16 protein-coding genes are annotated in these 17490 nt (G+C 58.8%); 9 read left to right on the top strand and 7 right to left on the bottom strand.

All coding sequences use genetic code 11. The annotated features are described in order from the left end of the window. Positions 1 to 12: 12 nt before the first annotated feature. The 7 genes from nhaA to SPHFLASMR4Y_RS08705 all read left to right on the top strand — a co-directional run bounded on the left by nhaA (position 13) and on the right by SPHFLASMR4Y_RS08705 (position 8498). Entirely contained in the window at positions 13 to 1218 is a 1206-nt protein-coding gene (gene nhaA, locus SPHFLASMR4Y_RS08735; RefSeq protein WP_260807146.1) for a Na+/H+ antiporter NhaA, read from the top strand. Beyond that, the gene (locus SPHFLASMR4Y_RS08730; protein WP_089133191.1) at positions 1215 to 2558 is read left to right on the top strand and encodes a hypothetical protein; all 1344 of its coding nucleotides are present in this window, start codon (positions 1215 to 1217) and stop codon (positions 2556 to 2558) included. Before nhaA ends, SPHFLASMR4Y_RS08730 begins: the two co-directional genes overlap by 4 nt. Before the next feature lie 294 nt (positions 2559 to 2852). Beyond that, positions 2853 to 4439 carry an NAD(P)/FAD-dependent oxidoreductase gene (locus SPHFLASMR4Y_RS08725; protein WP_089133190.1) on the top strand — a complete coding sequence of 529 codons (1587 nt, stop codon included), beginning with the start codon at positions 2853 to 2855 and terminating at the stop codon, positions 4437 to 4439. Between the two features lie 5 nt (positions 4440 to 4444). After that, the gene (locus SPHFLASMR4Y_RS08720; protein ID WP_089133189.1) at positions 4445 to 4897 is read left to right on the top strand and encodes a GtrA family protein; all 453 of its coding nucleotides are present in this window, start codon (positions 4445 to 4447) and stop codon (positions 4895 to 4897) included. 5 nt (positions 4898 to 4902) lie between these two features. Next, positions 4903 to 6273: a sulfatase-like hydrolase/transferase gene (locus SPHFLASMR4Y_RS08715; RefSeq protein WP_089133188.1), complete on the top strand. Its 1371-nt coding sequence runs from the start codon at positions 4903 to 4905 to the stop codon at positions 6271 to 6273. A 4-nt stretch (positions 6274 to 6277) separates the two neighbouring features. After that, positions 6278 to 8050: a hypothetical protein gene (locus SPHFLASMR4Y_RS08710; protein WP_145955504.1), complete on the top strand. Its 1773-nt coding sequence runs from the start codon at positions 6278 to 6280 to the stop codon at positions 8048 to 8050. A gap of 70 nt (positions 8051 to 8120) precedes the next feature. Next, positions 8121 to 8498, top strand: a complete 378-nt coding sequence (locus tag SPHFLASMR4Y_RS08705) for a VOC family protein (RefSeq protein ID WP_089133186.1) — start codon at positions 8121 to 8123, stop codon at positions 8496 to 8498. A 9-nt stretch (positions 8499 to 8507) separates the two neighbouring features. On the opposite strand, the gene msrB is transcribed toward SPHFLASMR4Y_RS08705, so the two are convergent. From msrB to SPHFLASMR4Y_RS08685, 4 genes are all read right to left on the bottom strand, one after another. Then, the gene (msrB, locus tag SPHFLASMR4Y_RS08700) at positions 8508 to 9014 is read right to left on the bottom strand and encodes a peptide-methionine (R)-S-oxide reductase MsrB (RefSeq protein WP_089134786.1); all 507 of its coding nucleotides are present in this window, start codon (positions 9012 to 9014) and stop codon (positions 8508 to 8510) included. An 80-nt stretch (positions 9015 to 9094) separates the two neighbouring features. Next, positions 9095 to 10411: a cytochrome P450 gene (locus SPHFLASMR4Y_RS08695; protein WP_089133185.1), complete on the bottom strand. Its 1317-nt coding sequence runs from the start codon at positions 10409 to 10411 to the stop codon at positions 9095 to 9097. A gap of 115 nt (positions 10412 to 10526) precedes the next feature. Continuing rightward, positions 10527 to 11726, bottom strand: coding sequence for an ABC transporter permease (locus SPHFLASMR4Y_RS08690; RefSeq protein ID WP_089133184.1), 1200 nt, complete (start codon positions 11724 to 11726; stop codon positions 10527 to 10529). Beyond that, positions 11723 to 12685: an ABC transporter ATP-binding protein gene (locus SPHFLASMR4Y_RS08685; protein WP_089133183.1), complete on the bottom strand. Its 963-nt coding sequence runs from the start codon at positions 12683 to 12685 to the stop codon at positions 11723 to 11725. Before SPHFLASMR4Y_RS08685 ends, SPHFLASMR4Y_RS08690 begins: the two co-directional genes overlap by 4 nt. A 44-nt stretch (positions 12686 to 12729) precedes the next feature. Here SPHFLASMR4Y_RS08685 and queG point away from each other — a divergent pair, with 44 nt between their 5' ends. Continuing rightward, entirely contained in the window at positions 12730 to 13785 is a 1056-nt protein-coding gene (gene queG, locus SPHFLASMR4Y_RS08680) for a tRNA epoxyqueuosine(34) reductase QueG (protein ID WP_089133182.1), read from the top strand. Here the strand turns inward: queG and SPHFLASMR4Y_RS08675 are convergent. Both SPHFLASMR4Y_RS08675 and SPHFLASMR4Y_RS08670 read right to left on the bottom strand, forming a co-directional pair. After that, on the bottom strand, positions 13771 to 14148 hold the full coding sequence (locus SPHFLASMR4Y_RS08675; protein WP_260806895.1) for a hypothetical protein: 378 nt from the start codon (positions 14146 to 14148) through the stop codon (positions 13771 to 13773). The two genes, queG and SPHFLASMR4Y_RS08675, sit on opposite strands and share 15 nt — an antisense overlap. Further along, a complete protein-coding gene (locus tag SPHFLASMR4Y_RS08670) occupies positions 14145 to 14825 on the bottom strand; it encodes an EI24 domain-containing protein (RefSeq protein ID WP_089133181.1) in 681 nt (226 codons plus the stop codon). Before SPHFLASMR4Y_RS08670 ends, SPHFLASMR4Y_RS08675 begins: the two co-directional genes overlap by 4 nt. A 106-nt stretch (positions 14826 to 14931) precedes the next feature. On the opposite strand from SPHFLASMR4Y_RS08670, the gene SPHFLASMR4Y_RS08665 reads away from it, so the two are divergent. After that, positions 14932 to 15930, top strand: a complete 999-nt coding sequence (locus tag SPHFLASMR4Y_RS08665; RefSeq protein WP_089133180.1) for an adenosine kinase — start codon at positions 14932 to 14934, stop codon at positions 15928 to 15930. Here the strand turns inward: SPHFLASMR4Y_RS08665 and SPHFLASMR4Y_RS08660 are convergent, their stop codons facing one another. After that, complete coding sequence (locus SPHFLASMR4Y_RS08660) at positions 15931 to 17454, bottom strand: lipopolysaccharide biosynthesis protein (protein ID WP_409928889.1); 1524 nt, start codon at positions 17452 to 17454, stop codon at positions 15931 to 15933. Positions 17455 to 17490: the final 36 nt, after the last annotated feature.

The raw sequence follows: 17490 nt of genomic DNA, 5'->3' as shown, positions 1-17490 counted from the left end.
GGTATATTGCTGATGGCCGCTGCCGCGCTGGCAATGATCGTCGCGAACAGTCCGCTGTACGACATGTACCACCATTTTTTGCACGAGATAAAGGGGCCAACCCTGTCGAGCAAATTGGGGCCGATGACGCCGCATCTGTGGATCAATGACGGATTGATGGCCATCTTCTTCCTGCTGGTCGGGCTGGAAATCAAACGGGAATTTGTCGACGGACGGCTCAATAGCTGGGACCGGCGGCGATTACCGGTGGTCGCTGCTGTAGCCGGGATGGCCGTTCCAGCGCTGATCTATCTGGTGATCGTCAAGGACGTTCCCGCGCTTTACAACGGCTGGGCAATCCCGGCGGCGACCGACATTGCCTTTGCCATTGGCGTGCTGGCCCTGCTCGGGCCGCGGGCGCCGACCTCGCTAAAACTGTTTCTGGTCACCGTCGCGATCGTCGATGATATGGGCGCTGTTGCGATTATTGCTCTGGTCTATACTGCGGAAATCAACGGCGCAGCGCTACTGGCCAGCGCCGCGATATTGGCGATCATGTACACGATGAACCGCAATGGTGTGCTCAAGCTCTGGCCCTATCTGATCTTTGCCGCATTGCTCTGGTACGCGGTACTGATGTCCGGTGTGCATGCCACGATAGCCGGCGTATTGGCGGCAATGGTCATTCCGATCGTGGTCACGCCGACCTCGCCGGATGCGGAAAATTCTCCGCTCCACCGGCTCGAACATGCGATCGCGCCGTGGAGCGCCTTCCTCATCGTACCAGTGTTCGGCTTTGCCAACGCCGGTGTGTCGCTTCAGGGCATCGGTATCGAACATATTTTCGCGCCGTTGCCGCTCGGCATTGCTGCCGGCCTTTTCTTCGGCAAGCAGATCGCAATTTTTGCCAGCGTTTGGATCTCGGTCAAAACCGGTTTTGCCGGACGGCTGGGCGGTGCGAGCTGGCTGCAGGTCTATGGCGTGGCGATGCTGTGCGGTATCGGCTTCACGATGAGCCTGTTCATCGGCGCGCTGGCCTTTCCCGGCAATGAGCTGCTGATCGAGGAAGCCAAGATCGGCGTACTTGGCGGATCCTTGCTGTCCGCGGTTGTCGGTTATTGCATTCTCCGCTTTGCGCCGCAGGACCGGCATCTGGAATCGCTGGACGAGAGCGAGGCCGAAGAACTGCTTGAGGCGCTGCCTGATGCTGCGGTGGAAAAACTGAAAGATAATCTGTGAGGATAATCGGGCTTGCCGCCGCCTGTCTGGTCCTAGCCGGCCCGGCAGCGGCGGCCGGATCCGCAGCGGCACCGGTCATCACCGAAACGGCCGGTCTGAAGACAGCGAACACGCTCGATGCTATCGCGACCGATTATGTAAAGTTGACTCTCGCCTTGGGCGAGCAGGAGGCCGGCTATGTCGATGCCTATTTTGGCCCGACGCAATGGGCCGAGGCAGCGAAATCGGACCCGCGCGACATGCGCGAACTGGGCAATGCGATAATCGTTCTGATGGAACGGCTGGACGCCTTGCCGGCCAGCGACGATCCGCTGAGCGAAGCGCGCAAGCGTTTTCTCTCGGCGCAACTTGAAGCGGCGATGACCCGCCACGCGATGATGTTGGGCGAGACATTCTCCTTTGCTGACGAGGCCAGGGGGCTGTTCGGAGTGGTTCCGGACCTTAAGCCGCTGGCGGAATTTGATCCGGTGCTGGAAGAGATTGAAAATATCGTCCCCGGCGAAGGGCCGCTCAGCCAGCGGGTGGCGGCCTTTGAAAGCGGCTATATCATTCCCAAGGACCGGCTGCAGACCGTGTTCGACACGGCGATTGCCGAATGCAAGGCGCGGACCGCGCGATATTTTGATCTGCCCGCCGGCGAAAATTTCAAACTGGAATTTGTCACGGGTAAAAGTTGGAGCGGCTATAATTATTATCAGGGCGGCTACCAGAGCCTGATCCAGGTCAATACCGACCTGCCGATATTCATCGGCCGGGCCATCGATCTTGGCTGTCATGAAGGCTATCCCGGCCATCATGTCTATAATATGCTGCTCGAGAAAAATCTCACCAATGGTCAGGGCTGGCAGGAATTCTCCGTCTATCCGCTCTACAGCCCGCAAAGCCTGATCGCGGAGGGATCGGCCAATTATGGCATCGAGCTGGCGTTCAGCGGCCAGGAACGGCTGGATTACGAGCGCGATGTGCTGTACCCGCTCGCCGGTCTCGATCCGGAGACGGCGGCGGCCTACTGGGCGGTGCAAATTGCCAAACAGGCGCTCAGCGGCGCGCGGATGACGATCGCGCAGCAATATCTCGATGGCGAAATAAGCCGCGAGGAAGCCATTGCGCTCAATCAGAAATATCAGCTGGTCTCGGCCGAGCGCGCGGCGCAAATGACCGACTTCAACGAGCAATATCGCAGCTATGTGATCAACTATGGCCTCGGCATGGAAATGGTCCGCGACTGGATCGAAGCCCAGGGCGAGGCGCCGGTCTGGCGCTGGAAAGCGATGGAACGGCTGCTCAGCGAGCCGATGCTGCCGGGGGATTTGTTGGAGGGCCGGTTGCCCGACGAGTGACACCGTCAGGCTGAACCTGTGCCGGCATCCCCAGCGGCAATAGCCGTCATCCTCTGTTCCCGGCGTATTCAGACCGCTGCCAGCGAGGGGCGGGATACGTGGCTCTTATCAAAGATCCGAGCCCATATCCGTGCATATATGGTTACCGAACGGTCAGGAAAGATGTGGGCATTTCGAGCGGTGGCCGTAAATTTCAGGCCGGCATTAACTCTCTGCTAACCAATTTCGTTCACTCCGGTTTCTGAAACATGAACGGCACGGATATGTGCGCACCATGAACAGGGAACGGACCTTATGACCAGACAGATCACGCCCGCCAATGAACCGGTAGATGTCGCCATTATCGGCGCAGGGCCAGCGGGCCTGACAGCCGCCTATTTGCTTTCCAAGAAAGGCTATTCGGTCACCGTGATCGAGAAGGACCCGCAATATGTCGGCGGGATCAGCCGAACGGTGGAGCATGAAGGCTTCCGTTTCGATATCGGCGGGCACCGTTTCTTTTCGAAAAGCCAGGAAGTGGTCGATCTGTGGAACGAGATCCTGCCCGATGACTTCATCCAGCGGCCGCGGATGAGCCGTATCTACTATGAAGGCAAGTTCTACTCTTATCCTCTGCGTGCGTTTGAAGCCCTCTGGAATCTCGGTATCTGGCGCTCGACCTTGTGCATGGCGAGCTATGCCAAGGCGAAGGTCTTCCCGAACAAGAATGTAAAGAGCTTTGAAGACTGGACGGTGAACCAGTTCGGCTACAAGCTCTATTCGATTTTCTTCAAGACCTATACCGAGAAGGTCTGGGGGATGCCCTGCGACGAGATGTCGGCAGACTGGGCGGCGCAGCGGATCAAGGGGCTCAGCCTCTGGAACGCCGTCACTGACGGCCTGAAGCGCTCGCTTGGCCTCAACAAGAAGCCGAATGACGGGCAGGAAGTCAAAACCCTGCTCGAAACTTTCCGCTATCCCCGTCTCGGCCCCGGGATGATGTGGGATGCCGCCAAGGCTCATGTCGAGGCAAAGGGCAATGAAGTGCTGATGGGCCATAGCTTGAAACAGCTCGCCCAGGATGCCGAAGGAAACTGGCGTGTCAGTGCGACGAACGCCGGTGACGAAACCATCATTACCGCCAAACATGTGATTTCGAGCGCGCCGATGCGCGAGCTCGCGACCCGTATCCATCCGCTGCCGCAGTCGCTGCCGGAAGCGCAGGATCTCAACTATCGCGATTTCCTGACCGTGGCGATCAAGGTGAAGTCGGAAGACCTGTTCCCGGATAACTGGATCTATATCCATGATGATCGGGTGCAGGTGGGCCGCGTGCAGAATTTCCGCAGCTGGTCACCGGAAATGGTGCCCGACGAGACGATCGCCTGCGTTGGTCTGGAATATTTCTGTTTCGAAAATGACGGACTCTGGTCCTCCTCTGACGAGGATCTGATCGAACTGGCGAAGAAGGAAATGGCAATTCTCGGCCTGTGCAAACCCGAAGACGTCGTTGGCGGTTCGGTTGTTCGTCAGGAAAAAGCCTATCCGGTCTATGACGATGCCTATGAGCAGAATGTTGCCACCATGCGCGATGATCTGGAAAAGCGTTTCCCGACGCTGCACATGGTCGGTCGCAACGGTATGCATCGCTATAACAATCAGGATCACGCGATGATGACGGCGATGCTGACGGTGGAAAATATCGAAGCCGGCACCCGCAAATGGAATGTCTGGAACGTCAATGAAGACGCGGAATATCACGAGGCGGGTGATGAAGGTGCGCAGCAGGTCATTGCCGAGGAAATCAGCGAAGATCGTGTGGCCGCGCTGGAAAGCATGCGCGATGTGCCAAAGCGGCTCGAAGAGACCGCGCCTGAAGTCAAGCCTTCCAAAGCGGCGTAAGCAGGATGGAACGCAGCGGCGCAGACAGACGGTCAACCATCGGCGGGTTTGTGGGCAATTTGCCTGGCCCGCTGGCGCTTCTCAACCGTTTCTCGATCACACGCTATCTGCTGGCCAGCATCGTCAGCCTAGCCTTTGACGTGGCTCTTTTCATGATATTGGTCGCGTTTCTGTTCGATCCGGGATGGGCCTCCGCTGCGGGCTATAGCGCCGGCATTGTCGTTCACTGGTTCATTTCGTCGAACTTCGTGTTTCCCGGAAAGCGCCGTGCAGGTGCCGCATTGCAGATGCAGCGCTTCGGGTTCATCGCGACAGCGCTGCTTGGTCTGGGCATCACCGTCACGATGGTCAGTGGGCTGACCAGTGCAGGCGTGCTGCCGGTACTGGCCAAGGCAGCGGCTGTGGCTGTCAGCTTCTTTGCGGTCTATCTGACCCGCAAATACGGGGTCTTCCGGTGAGCTACATGGATATGGCCATCGAAGCACCTGCAGGCAGAGATCGCTTCAGTCCGGACTTCAGCAGATTTCTCAACTGGGCACTGGTCTGGATCGTGCTGGCCAATATTCCGTTCATGGCGATGTGGATGGTCGGCGCGCCGCCGCGCGCTATTCCGATTGCACTGGCAGGACTCGTCGGCCTGATTGTCAAGCGTATGCCAAGAGCGGTTCAGTGGATCGCCTTCGCCGGCGTAATGACCTATTCCCTGCTCTCTTTCGTGTCCGGGCTGTTCAGCCTGACACTCGACTCGCTGGTCTATTCGCTGCAGTTTTTCGCGGAAATCAAGCCGGGCAATTCGATCGAATATATTGCTGCGACGGTGGTGCTTTTCGGCATATTGATCGGCAGCTGGTTTCTGCTCAAGCGCGATACCAATTTCTCGAAACCGCTGCATATCCTGCTTGGCGGAGCGCTGGTTTTCGGTCTTGTCGGCGCCGACGCCGCTGTTGGTGAGGGGATGCGCGGCCATTATTTCCGGCCCGCTCCGGTGGGGGCAAGCTTTGAATCGGCGGTCGGTAAATCCGGTTTTGCCGCCCGCGCCGATGGCAAGCGCCATCTGGTTCTCATCATGGTGGAATCGCTGGGCGTCCCCGAGAATAATCAGGCGATGTCCGACAAGCTGTTCGCCTATTATAACAGCAGCGCCATCAAGGCACGCTACGAAGTCAGTCAGGGTACGAGCCTCTATTATAACAGCACCACCGCCGGTGAAATGCGCGAACTCTGCGGTCGCTGGGGGGACTATTATGAACTGCTCAAGAGCGATGATCCGGAAATACTGGACTGTCTGCCAGCGCAGCTTGCCGACAAAGGCTATGCGACGCAGGCGATGCACAGTTTCAAGGGGCCATTCTTCAAACGGGAACAATGGTATCCCAGGATCGGTTTCGAAAGGCGCGAATTCGCGAGCGATCTGGAAAAACGCGGGGCGGAATGGTGTGGCGGTGTGTTCGCCGGTGCTTGCGACCGTCAGGTGCCAAAAATGCTGGCGGAAAATCTGAAACGGGCGGCCGGGCCGACCTTCCAGTACTGGCTGACGCTGAACACCCATTTGCCGGTTCCGACCGGGCAGAATCTCAATGCCGACGATTGTGAAAAAGTGTCGGTCGATCTGGCCCGCGACTATCCCATGATCTGCCGCCAGTTTGCGATTTTTGACGATATCGACAGGGCGCTGATCGCGGAGATTACCGCGAGCGATTTTCCGGAAGCGGATATTTTGCTGGTCGGCGATCATATGCCGCCGTTTTTTGATCGCCATCACCGTTCGCAATTTGACCCGGAACGTGTTCCGTGGCTTTATCTGAAAGCCAAGGGCTCGACACCCAGGGGGTAAGAATTTGGAACGCTTGCGCGGCAATCGGCCGATATTGTTGATCTGGATCGCGGTCTGCGCACTGCTGATATTGGTGACCCGTGGCCAGATCACAACCGGCATCGGCTGGGACCCAGACGATCAGTTGCGCATGGTGCAGCTGCGCGACTGGCTTGGTGGACAAAGCTGGTTTGACACCACTCAATATCGGATCGGCGAACCGGACAGCCAGCCCATGCACTGGCCGCGCTGGGTCGAGGTGCCGCTCGCGCTGCTATTTCTGTTGCTCAAGCCATTGATCGGCTCGGCGGCAGCGGAAACCGCGGCAATGGTCGCGGTGCCGCTGGTCACGCTGGGCCTGGCCATGGTGCTGGTAGCGAAAATCACCGAACAGATCTTCGAACGTCCTATTGCGATACTGGCAGCGGCCCTGACGGCAACCGCGGTGCCGATTGTTGCCCAGATCCGGCCGATGCGGGTGGATCATCATGGCTGGCAGATCGTGCTCGCGCTGGCCGCATTATGGACCATGTTCTGGCCTGCCAAACGCAAGGGCGGAATTGCGCTGGGCGCGGCGCTCGCGCTCTGGCTTTCCATATCGCTCGAAGGATTGCCGATATCGGCTGCTTTCATTGTGCTTCTGATCTGGCGCTGGATTTTCCGGACCGAAGAGGGAGTCCGTCTGTTGTGGACGTTGCTCAGTTTTCTGCTGGCGAGCGCTCTGCTCTATCTCGGCAGTCAGGGCAGGTTTGACGTTGCGGCCAACTATTGTGATGCGCTCTCGCCAGCGCATCTGCTGGCCTGCGTGGCTGGCGCCGCGGTCATATTGCCGGCGATCAAGTGGCTGCCCGCCAATATGCCGTTGCGGGTCGCCAGTCTGGCTTTGGCTGGCGTGCCCGCATTGGCAATTTTCTACAGTCTCGCGCCGCAATGTGTCGGCGGGGCGTTCAACACGATGGATCCGCTGGTCCGCGAATATTGGCTGGTCAATGTTCTCGAAGGTCTGCCGATCTGGTATCAGAACGGCAAGACGATGGTCACTTTGCTCGGCGGTTCGATACTCGTCGGGCTGGGCAGTCTGATCTATATCCTGCGGGTCCGGCCCGACCGGATCGACCGCGACCATCTGTCTGTTCTGGTCTATGCCTTTCTCTGGGCGCTGGTGCTGTCCCTCTTTGTCCAGCGCGCAACGGCGGTGGCGGCTGCCTTCGCGCTGCCATTTCTTGCCTGGGCCGTCCATCAGGCGTTCCTCAGGGCGCGGGGGATCGGCAACACGCTGACACGGATATTCGCGACTGCCGGGGTTGTGCTGCTGATCATGCCGGGACCTGTTGCGATTGCCTTGTTCAACAGTGTGACGGCTGAAGAACAGAATGAGGAAGGCGGTGCGGACAGTGCGCTGTGCCAGAGTGACCAGTCTCTTGCCCGGCTCAATGCCTTGCCCCGCTCCAATATTCTGGCCCCATTTGACTTCGGTCCACGCATTTTGCTGCTGACCCAGCACAGCGTGCTCGCCACCAGCCACCATCGCAACGATCTGGCCATGGGCGACCAGATCAGGATATTCACGGGATCGCCGGACACCGCCCGCGCTTTACTGGAAGCCCATAATATCCGCTATATTGTTGTCTGTGAAGGGGAAGCGGAGCTGGATATTTATGGAGAGAGACATCCCGACGGTTTTTGGGCCACCCTGTCGAGGGATCAGAGGCCACAATGGCTGCAGCCTGTCCATATTCGGGACAATCGGCTCAGAATCTGGCGGGTGACGGCAAAAGACTTGCCCAACAATATCTAAACCATGATAGATAAAAGCTGATGGTCGCACATCGGGATGGTCGCAGATAAAAAGAACCACGGAGATTGAAATGGCAAGGATCACCGGCCTCGGTGGAGTCTTTCACACGGTGAAAGACCCGGCAGCAACACGGAAATGGTACAAGGATTTCCTGGAGCTGGATGGCGAATATGGCCCGATGCTCAACTGGTCGGAGGAAAAGGGTGACAAGCCGTATAGCCTGATCAGCCATTTCCCTGAAGATACCGAATATTTGAAACCCAGCGAAGCGCCCTTCATGATCAATCTCAGGGTTGATGACCTGGATGCCTATGTCGAAAAGCTCAAGGACAAGGGTCTCGAAATTCTCGGCCATATCGATGAAGGCTATGGCAAATTTGCCTGGATACTCGATTGTGACGGCATCAAGCTGGAATTCTGGCAGCAGGTGGACGCGCCGGACAGCTGATGACCCGCCTCAGGCAGGGATGAATTTCAGCGCCAGTCCGTTGATGCAATGGCGCTTGCCGGTCGGTCGGGGGCCATCATTGAATATATGTCCGAGATGCCCGCCACAGCGCGCGCAATGGACTTCGGTTCGCGGATAGCCGATTTTATAGTCGGTGGTCGTCCCGACACGATCTTTGGCAATCGGGGCCCAGAAACTCGGCCAGCCTGTGCCGCTGTCATATTTTTGCGCGGATTTATAGAGCCCGAGGTTGCAGCCGGCGCAGGCATAGACGCCTTCGCGTTTCTCCTTGTTCAATGGACTGGAATAGGCGCGTTCGGTGCCTTCCTGACGCAAGATACGATAGCGGGCCGGACCGAGGCGACGCTTCCACTCGTCGGCTGACCGGGTGACCGGGAATTTCCCACCGGCGCGCGCGCTTGCGTTGTCGAACAGGACGGATAGACCGATGGTGCCGATCGCGCCGGCGGCAAGCAGAGTGCCGGAAATGACAGTGCGCCGATCAGGTGATTTCATCTGTAATCCTTTCCGTTCTGCCTCAATCATTCGAAGCTGGACGGGAAAGGGTTACAGTAATGTCCCTGAACAGGAACTGATCAATATTTGGAAAGCTCGACTTCCAGTTCGCGGAAACCATGGACGAAACAGGCATGGACACGGCGGTGCTTGCCGGTCGGATTGACCTGCATGCGGCGCTTGTGCATTTCTTCGAGCAGAATCCGGATTTGCAATTCGGCCAGACGGGCGCCGACACAGCGGTGGATACCATAACCGAAGGCGAGATGGCGCCGCGCGTTTTCACGGTCGACCTTGATCTTGTCGGCTTCCGGGAAAACTTCTTCGTCGCGGTTGGCGGAGATATACCAGAGGACAACCTTGTCGCCCTTCTTGATCTGGTTGCCGAACAGGTCGTGATCTTCCAGAGCGGTTCGCCGCATATGGGCGAGCGGGGTCTGCCAGCGGATGATTTCCTGCACCGCATTGGGAATGAGGTCGGGGTTTTCCTGTAGCTTTTTCCGTTCCTCGGGGAACTGGCCGAGACCGTAGGCCACACCGGACATGGTATTGCGGGTCGTGTCATTGCCGCCAACGATCAACAGCACCAGATTGCCCATGAATTCCATATGGTCCATATCGCGCATATGTTCCGAATGGATCATCATCGAGATCAGGTCGGGTGTCGGTTCTGCATTGACCCGCTCGTTCCAGAGCTTGGTAAAATAGGCACCCATTTCAAAAAGGATCTGCCGACGCTGTTCGGTCAGGTCTTCGGCAACCGAGAGTTCGACATCGCCGGCCCAGTCCGACCAGAAGGTCAGTAGCCGGCGGTCTTCCCATGGGAAGCCGAAAAGAATGGCCAGCATCCCAGTGGTCAGTTCGATCGAGACCTTGTCGACCCAGTCAAATTTTTCGCCCCAGGGCAGACTGTCGAGCACTTCGGCCGTACGCTGGCGGATTTCCGCTTCCATCCGCTGCATTTCGGTCGGGGTGAAAGCCGGGGCCACGGTGCGACGCTGTCCGGTATGTTTCGGGCGATCCATGGCGATGAACATCGGCAACTGAAAATCTGAATCATCGAAGTCGGGTTCCGCGATGGTGATGCCGCCTTGGGAAACATCGGACGAATAAATATCCGGCAGGGCCTCGACATGCTGGATCGGCTTGTAGGTGGTTATATTCCAGAAGTCGCCATGAACGCCGCCTTCAATCTTGTTAATCGGTGCCTGTTCGCGCATCTCTGCAAAGGGTTTGCGCCAGAGATCCTTGCTGTACAGTTCCGCGCGGCTGACATCCCAGGGGTTGGGATCACCATCGGTGACGGGAGGATTGCGCTTGTACCATTGCTCCAGTGCCTCGTCGGCCGTGGGCGAAGTGGTCAAATTATCGAGGTCAATCTGAGGAACGGATGCCATAAGTCTCTCCTGCCGTTGCTTGTGTCAGCAATCGGTTTCGTTTCAAAACCCGTTCAATCTGCCTCTATTAACAACAATGTCAATGTCTTTTCGGCAAATGCCGTGAATCCTGTGACTATTTTCCGGTGACTCGGGCGAGCATCCCCTTCTTGCGCGCCGCTTGCCCGGATTTCATCACATTGCGGCGGAACAGCATCACCGAGAAACGGATGATGATGATCGTGAAAACAGCCTGCCATGCCAGCGCCAGACCATGTTGCCAGATATTATCCATCTGCGCCGCCCGCGCAATCATCGCGAAGGGCGAGCTGAACGGGAAGAGAACGGCAAACCATTCGACCGGTTCACCGAGCTTGGTAATCGAGGAATAGGCGAGAAAGAAGACAAGCAATTGCCCCATGGTCACAGGCATGGAGAGGGTTTGCACTTCCCGGACGGTGGTCGCCATGGCCCCGATCCCGAGAAACAGGGAGCCGAGAAGCAGATAGGCCATGGAGAAATAGACGATGAGCAACAGGCCAAATATTGGCCAGCCGACAGCGGGGGAGGGTATCGCGCTCCAGTTTCCGCCAAGCAGCAGTGCGGCCGAAAATCCCATCAGACTCCATACGGTGATACCGACAAGCGCCATTCCTAGCATGGCAAAGAGCTTGCCGAGGAATATGGCATCCATCGGAATGGCGGCGGCGAGAATTTCGATGATCTTGTTGGTCTTTTCCTCGACCAGATTAGACAGCACCATGCCGGCGAGGATCATGGTGAGCAGGATCAAGATTGCCTGACCGGCCTGAGCGGTCATCAGTCGGTTTCGGCCGCTGGCATTCAGTGTCTGCTCGACGAATGTCGTCCTGATTTCGATCGCGGCTGGCTGAGCGAAGGCGGTTTCGGCAAGCAAGGCTATACTGCCCTCCCAGCGTTGTACGTCCCTTTCCGAGCCGGTCAGTTCCGGTGATGCAATTGTTCCGGAGAGAATGGCGGTCAGCGATTGCTCGCTGTCCAGCTTCGCGGCGATGTCAGCGTCCTGTCCCGACACATCATTGAGCGCGATCAGTTCCGGCATGAACTTCGGACCGAGATTCTCCGCCAATCGCGAGCGCGCTGTCTGCAATATGTCGGCGTCGCCCGGGCTCATCGCCACGCCGATGATCGGACTGTCTATGTCCCGGGACACCTGCTGGCCCAAGCCACCGGCCAAGATGGCAATGCCGATCGGAAACAGCGGTCCCAGCAGGAAGAAAAAGAAGGATTTGGAAAAAATGATCGCGCTAAAATCGCGGCGGGCGATGACGAACGCGGCGCGGATGGTCTCGATCATGCTGCTGCGCCCCTCTCATTCTCGGCGGCATCTTCATCCATCTTTCGGGCGGCCGCTTCGCCGGCGATCTGGACAAAGGCATCGTGCAGGCCGGGACGCTCGATCGACAGGGACTCAATCCCGGCACCGCCTTCTACCAGTGCATGCAGTAGCGGCTCGACACCGCTCTCCGGCAGAGTGAAATGCCAATTGCGACCCAGCGGCGTACAGTCGGCCGGAATGGCGGCGCGCCAGGGGCCTTCCAGATTGCGGGTCTCGAGATGGACTTGCGGGCGCAGCCGGTCGCGGGCTGTGGAGACTTTGCCTTTGAACGGAATTTTCCCTTCGGCGACAATGGCAATTTCTTCGCACAGGCGCTCGGCATGCGCGATCACATGGGTCGAGAAAATCACCGTAACGCCCTTGTCTGCCTGTGCCCGGATCAGCCGTTCCAGCTTGCCCTGGTTGAGCGCGTCCAGACCGGAGAAGGGCTCGTCGAGAATGATCAGATCGGGGTCGTGCACCAGTGTCCCGAGGAGTTGGACGGTTTGTGCCATGCCCTTGGACAATTGCCGGATCTGCTTGTCGGCCGCATCGCCCAGTCCGTGCTCTTCCAACATCGACCGCCCGCGCTTGCGGCCTTCGGCCAGCGGCAATCCGCGGAGCGCGCCCATGAAGGCGATTGCGTCAAAGGCCTTCATCGATTGATAGAGGCCGCGCTCTTCCGGCAAATAGCCAACCTGATGGGCCATGGAAATCGGGTCCCGAGATCCGAGCAGAAAACGCTCGCCCTCGTCGGGGTCGATAATCCCCAGCAACATCCGCAATGTCGTGGTCTTGCCCGCACCATTCGGTCCCAATATGCCGAATATGCTGCCTTTGCTTATGGTCAGGTCAATGCCGTCAACAGCCGTCTCGCCGTCAAATCTCTTGACGATATGGCGGGCCTCGATGGCAAATTCGGATTGGGGTGCGTGCATTTACGGCTTTCATATCGGGCGTTACTGTTTGATAGGGACAGCCTATGCCGGATGACAAGTTAAGATTGACCAAAGCGTTGGAAAACAGGGCAACGGAAGAAGGCTTTGCCGCAGTCGGCATCGCTCCGGCAAGGCTGGCGCCGAAAACCGGGCTGCGCCTCCGGCAATGGCTGGAGGAGGGGCGCCAGGGAGACATGCTCTGGATGGTCAACCGGGCGGACGAGCGGTCTGATCCGGCCACGTTGTGGCCGGAAGTGCAAACAGTCATCATGCTGGGCATGAGCTACGCGCCCGCAACCGACCCTTTCGCGCTGGAGCAGATTTCCGATCACGGACGGATTTCGGTCTATGCGCAGGGCAAGGATTATCATGACGTGGTGAAAAGCGCGCTCAAGCGCACCGCCCGCTGGCTGGTCGAGCAGGCCGCCTGTGAAGTGAAGGTCTTTGTCGATACCGCGCCGGTCATGGAAAAGCCGCTGGCCGAGGCCGCCGGTCTGGGCTGGCAGGGCAAGCACACCAATATCGTCAGCCGCGACCATGGCAGCTGGCTGTTTCTCGGAGCAATTTATACGACGCTCGATCTGGCGCCTTCGGAACCGGGACGGGACCGCTGCGGCAGTTGCTCGGCCTGTCAGGATATCTGTCCGACAGGGGCGTTCCCCGCGCCCTATCAGCTCGATGCGCGGGCCTGTATTTCCTATCTGACAATCGAGCACAAGGGGCCGATCCCACTCCAGTATCGCAAGGCGATCGGCAATCATATCTACGGCTGTGATGATTGCCTCGCGGTCTGCCCGTGGAACAAATTTGCAAAGGCTGGTGCGGCGAACAGGGCCTTCCTGCCGCGTGCGGAACTGGCCGCGCCGGCGCTTGCCGACATTCTGGCCCTTGACGATGCCGATTTTCGTCAGGTGTTTTCCGGATCACCGATCAAGCGGACCGGCCGCAACCGCATGGTACGCAACGCGCTTATCGCTGCCGGGAACAGTGGCGATGCCAATCTGATCGCGCCGGCTCGGGCGCTTCTGGATGACGCGGATGAAGTGATCCGGGAAGCGGCCGGCTGGGCGCTTGACCAGATTGCATCAGCGCAGCCTTAGCGCATTGACGCAGCTCGCCCGGTCGACCGCCGCACCATCGCTGCGGCGGGTGTCAATATGGGTCACTCGCTGGGTTCCGCCGCGTTCCTGCGGATAGAGATAGGCGTCGAGGATACAGGCCCCGCTTGAAAATTGCAGTTTTCGCGCAGGTGGTTCCGATATATCGAGCTGGGGATTGCCAAACAGCCGGGTCAGTTGATCGGCGGTCTTGCCCATCACGATTTCCAGCCCTGCCACATTGTTGAGCGGCGATCCCGATACAGCGGGCAAGCCCGTGCTTCTTGGGGTCGTGGCGGTCGAGGCGCAGGCGGCCAGCGCAGGCAGGCTGAACAGGACCAGAAATTTGGCTTTCATGCGGATCATTCTTTCTTCTTCCCGTGCACCAGATGGCTAGCCATAGCGGCTGCCAGAACCGGCGCAAGAAAATTGACGAAGGGAACCGCGAGCAGCAGGGCGGCGATCAGCCCCAGAATGAACCGCTGTAGCTTGGGCAGGCTCCATTCCGCCGACAGGTTTCGATAATCCTCGACATGGCGGGCTGCGACCATGTCCTGCAGGTCGCGGCCGAGCAATATGGCGTTGATGGTGAAAAAGGCAATCGGTACACCGACACCGGTCACCAGCAGCAGCACATAGAGGGGGATCGCCAGGATATTATAGCCCAGCGCACGGCCGGCAGATGCAAGCCCCATCCGGATGCCCGTCGCATAGCCGGGCGGTTTCGCCCGCTCGGCCCGTTCCGGATAATATCGCCGCTCTACCGCATCGACGATGTCGTCCGAAAAGATGTTGAGCACGAATATGGCGACGATCCGGAACAACAGGACACCGGTCAGGATGGCGATGATCGCGGCGGCGGCCGCTGCCGCGAACCCGCCTTCGGCCCAGCCCAGCCATGCGAAAAGCCAATGCAGCCCGAAATAGGCCATAATACCGAACAGTGCGAATAGCAGGACGGTCAGCAGGACGACCTTCAGCAGGATCACCAGTGTCTTGCGGTCGGTGAGCTGCGCGAGCGCGCGGATGAAGGCCTCTATCATTCTTCCATCATGTCATGATTGCCGATCCGGCGTCAATTCTGCTTGATGGTCCAGAGCCAAATCCCTAACGAGCCTCAAATAGAGCAACCAGCCCGAAGGTATATTTATGACCACCGAAGCCCGCTATGATATCGTCGCCATCGGCAATGCGATTGTCGATGTAATCTCCCAGTCGAGCGACGAATTTCTCGAAGAAGAGCAGTTGGTCAAGGGTAGCATGGCGCTGATCGATGCGGACAGGGCGCAGGAATTATACCGCGACATGGGGCCCGCGCGCGAAATCAGCGGCGGTTCCGGTTCCAATACGCTGGCCGGGGCGTCCACCCTGGGGCGCCAGTGCGCGCTGATCGCGCAAGTGGCGGATGACCAGCTTGGCGAGGTTTTCGCTCACGATATCCGCGCAACCGGGATCGACTTTGACGTGCCGCCACTGGGCAAGGAGCCACCGACGGCGCGCTGCCTGATTTTTGTCACGCCGGACGCGCAGCGGACAATGAACACGTTTCTTGGTGCCTCGCAATTTCTGCCGCCGGCCGCGGTTAATGCCGACCTGATCGCCAGCGGCGCGATCCTCTATCTCGAAGGCTATCTGTGGGATGCCGAGGAGCCGAAGGCCGCCATGGCGCTGGGGATCGACATCGCCCGGGAAAATGGCCGGAAAGTCGCCTTCACCCTGTCCGATACATTTTGCGTCGACCGGCACCGGGAGGAATTTGTCGGCCTGATCGATGGCGGCAAGATCGATATTCTTTTCGCCAATGAAGCGGAAATCATGATGCTAGCCGAAACCGAGGATTTCGATGCTGCGGTCGCGCAGACGGCTGCCAAGGTCGAGACATTGGTGGTTACGCGTAGCGAGAAAGGGGCAATCGCGGTTCGAGACGGCGAGACAACCGCTGTCGCAGCCGAGCCCGTTGACCAGATTGTCGACACGACCGGCGCCGGCGATCTTTTTGCCGCCGGTTTCCTGAGCGGCTATATCGAAGAACGGCCGATGGACGAATGTCTGACCATCGGCGCGATAGCCGCTGCGGAAGTCATCTCCCATTATGGCGCGCGTCCGGAAGCGGATCTGCGGGCACTGGTGGAAAAACGGCTGGGCTAATCAGCTTTTCATCTTGAAAAGCTTCCGGTCTTCCGGACCAAAGCCCCATTTCCATATGACCCAGGCGTAGCTGCCCAGGATCATCGGTATGCCGATGATCAGTTCCGCCCATTCAGGCAGGCGGGTCGCGAGATAGCCGACCGCGCTGGCGACACCAATGGCGATCAGCAGCGTCCAGCGCCAGCCATTGACCGGCGCGTCGAGCAGTTTCGACAGAAAAATGGCCTTCACCACCGAGGCATAAGCGAGTGCCACCATCAGCGCCGCGGCAACCGCCGCCGCCTGGAACAGGGGGCCCAGTTCGAGATAGACGCAGATCTGGATGAAGGCGACGCTGAGCGCAGCCTGCAACAGCAGCATGGATAGCGAGATCAGAAGATTGCGGTGGCGAGCGATATAGACCAGCGCGGATTCGCTGACCACGGCGGTGGCCGCCACGGCTTCCGCGGCCAGCAGGAACGCCAGCGCACCGGTGCCGCCGACAAATCCGGGTCCGACCAGGCCCATCACGGCTTCGCCCGGGATCGCCAGAGCCAGCGCAATGCCGACCTGGGCGGCAATGATCCAGAAACCGACCTGGCTGACCTGGCTGGCGATAGCCTTCATATTGCCTGCCTCCAGATTGCGGGTGATGACAGGGCCCAGAATGGGATCGAAACTGGTCTTGAGCTTCTGCGGCAGGCTCGCCACCTGCTGGGCGATATAATAGATTCCGACGATCGCGGGAGAGGCAAAAAGGCCGAGTATGGCGAGATCAAGCCGGCGCGATCCCCATTCTGCAGCATCGGCAGCGGCAAGCGGCATGTTGCGGCGCGCCATCCTGGCGATTTTCAGTGGCTCCGGCCGCCAGCCGTGAGGCAGGCCATAGCTTTTGAACAGCGGCCAGAGCGAAGCCAGCAGCGCGGCGATCATGGACACAACATAGGAAAGGATCAGGCCGTCACGCAGCGAATAATAGGAAAAGAGAAAGGCGGCGATGCTGATCGTCCATGGTTCGACAATCGAGCGTGCCCGTACGGTAGAGGCAATGTCGTAGCGATAGGCGAGCGCGGCGAGTGCGATATCGGCTCCGACAACCGTGAAAATGACCAGCGGCAAAAACCGGTCGAGGCCGTTGATTTCACTATTGGGAAACATGATGAACGGAAAGGCGATCAATATGCCGGCCGCGACTGCCGAGGCCAGAAAGCTGACCAGCAGCCCGTCCCAGACCACATGAACATGCGGTCTCTGGGTCCTGCTCAACTGTGCTGCCAGCCCGCGCTTCAGCCCGAGAGTCGCCAGCTGGGCGGCAAACTCGACCACCAGTATCGCATAGGCAAAACGGCCGAGCGCTTCTGCGCCGTAGATACGGCCGGCGATGAACAGAAAGGGCAGACGCGCGGCGAGGCGCAGCAAAAAGCCGAAGATATTGGTCCGTCCGCCTTTTGCGAGCGCGGCAATATCATCCTTGCTCTTGTCGGCAGGGATATCGCCATCGCGTGGCGGTGCACCAGCCGTGCCTGATGGTTCAGGACTGTTCAAATCGCTCTCCGGCTGGTCCGCTCCAAGACCAGCTGT

The sequence above is a fragment of the Sphingorhabdus sp. SMR4y genome, from assembly GCF_002218195.1.
Lineage (GTDB): Bacteria > Pseudomonadota > Alphaproteobacteria > Sphingomonadales > Sphingomonadaceae > Parasphingorhabdus.
The sequence above is the reverse complement of the archived record's forward strand: the minus strand, read 5'-3'. Positions and strand labels throughout refer to the sequence as shown.

Coding starts and splice junctions, on each gene's coding strand:
- nhaA (WP_260807146.1), top strand. CDS start 13: ATGGCCGCTGCCGCGCTGGCAATGATCGTCGCGAACAGTCCGCTGTAC.
- SPHFLASMR4Y_RS08725 (WP_089133190.1), top strand. CDS start 2,853: ATGACCAGACAGATCACGCCCGCCAATGAACCGGTAGATGTCGCCATT.
- SPHFLASMR4Y_RS08720 (WP_089133189.1), top strand. CDS start 4,445: ATGGAACGCAGCGGCGCAGACAGACGGTCAACCATCGGCGGGTTTGTG.
- SPHFLASMR4Y_RS08715 (WP_089133188.1), top strand. CDS start 4,903: ATGGATATGGCCATCGAAGCACCTGCAGGCAGAGATCGCTTCAGTCCG.
- SPHFLASMR4Y_RS08705 (WP_089133186.1), top strand. CDS start 8,121: ATGGCAAGGATCACCGGCCTCGGTGGAGTCTTTCACACGGTGAAAGAC.
- msrB (WP_089134786.1), bottom strand. CDS start 9,014: ATGAAATCACCTGATCGGCGCACTGTCATTTCCGGCACTCTGCTTGCC.
- SPHFLASMR4Y_RS08695 (WP_089133185.1), bottom strand. CDS start 10,411: ATGGCATCCGTTCCTCAGATTGACCTCGATAATTTGACCACTTCGCCC.
- SPHFLASMR4Y_RS08690 (WP_089133184.1), bottom strand. CDS start 11,726: ATGATCGAGACCATCCGCGCCGCGTTCGTCATCGCCCGCCGCGATTTT.
- SPHFLASMR4Y_RS08685 (WP_089133183.1), bottom strand. CDS start 12,685: ATGCACGCACCCCAATCCGAATTTGCCATCGAGGCCCGCCATATCGTC.
- queG (WP_089133182.1), top strand. CDS start 12,730: ATGCCGGATGACAAGTTAAGATTGACCAAAGCGTTGGAAAACAGGGCA.
- SPHFLASMR4Y_RS08675 (WP_260806895.1), bottom strand. CDS start 14,148: ATGATCCGCATGAAAGCCAAATTTCTGGTCCTGTTCAGCCTGCCTGCG.
- SPHFLASMR4Y_RS08670 (WP_089133181.1), bottom strand. CDS start 14,825: ATGATAGAGGCCTTCATCCGCGCGCTCGCGCAGCTCACCGACCGCAAG.
- SPHFLASMR4Y_RS08665 (WP_089133180.1), top strand. CDS start 14,932: ATGACCACCGAAGCCCGCTATGATATCGTCGCCATCGGCAATGCGATT.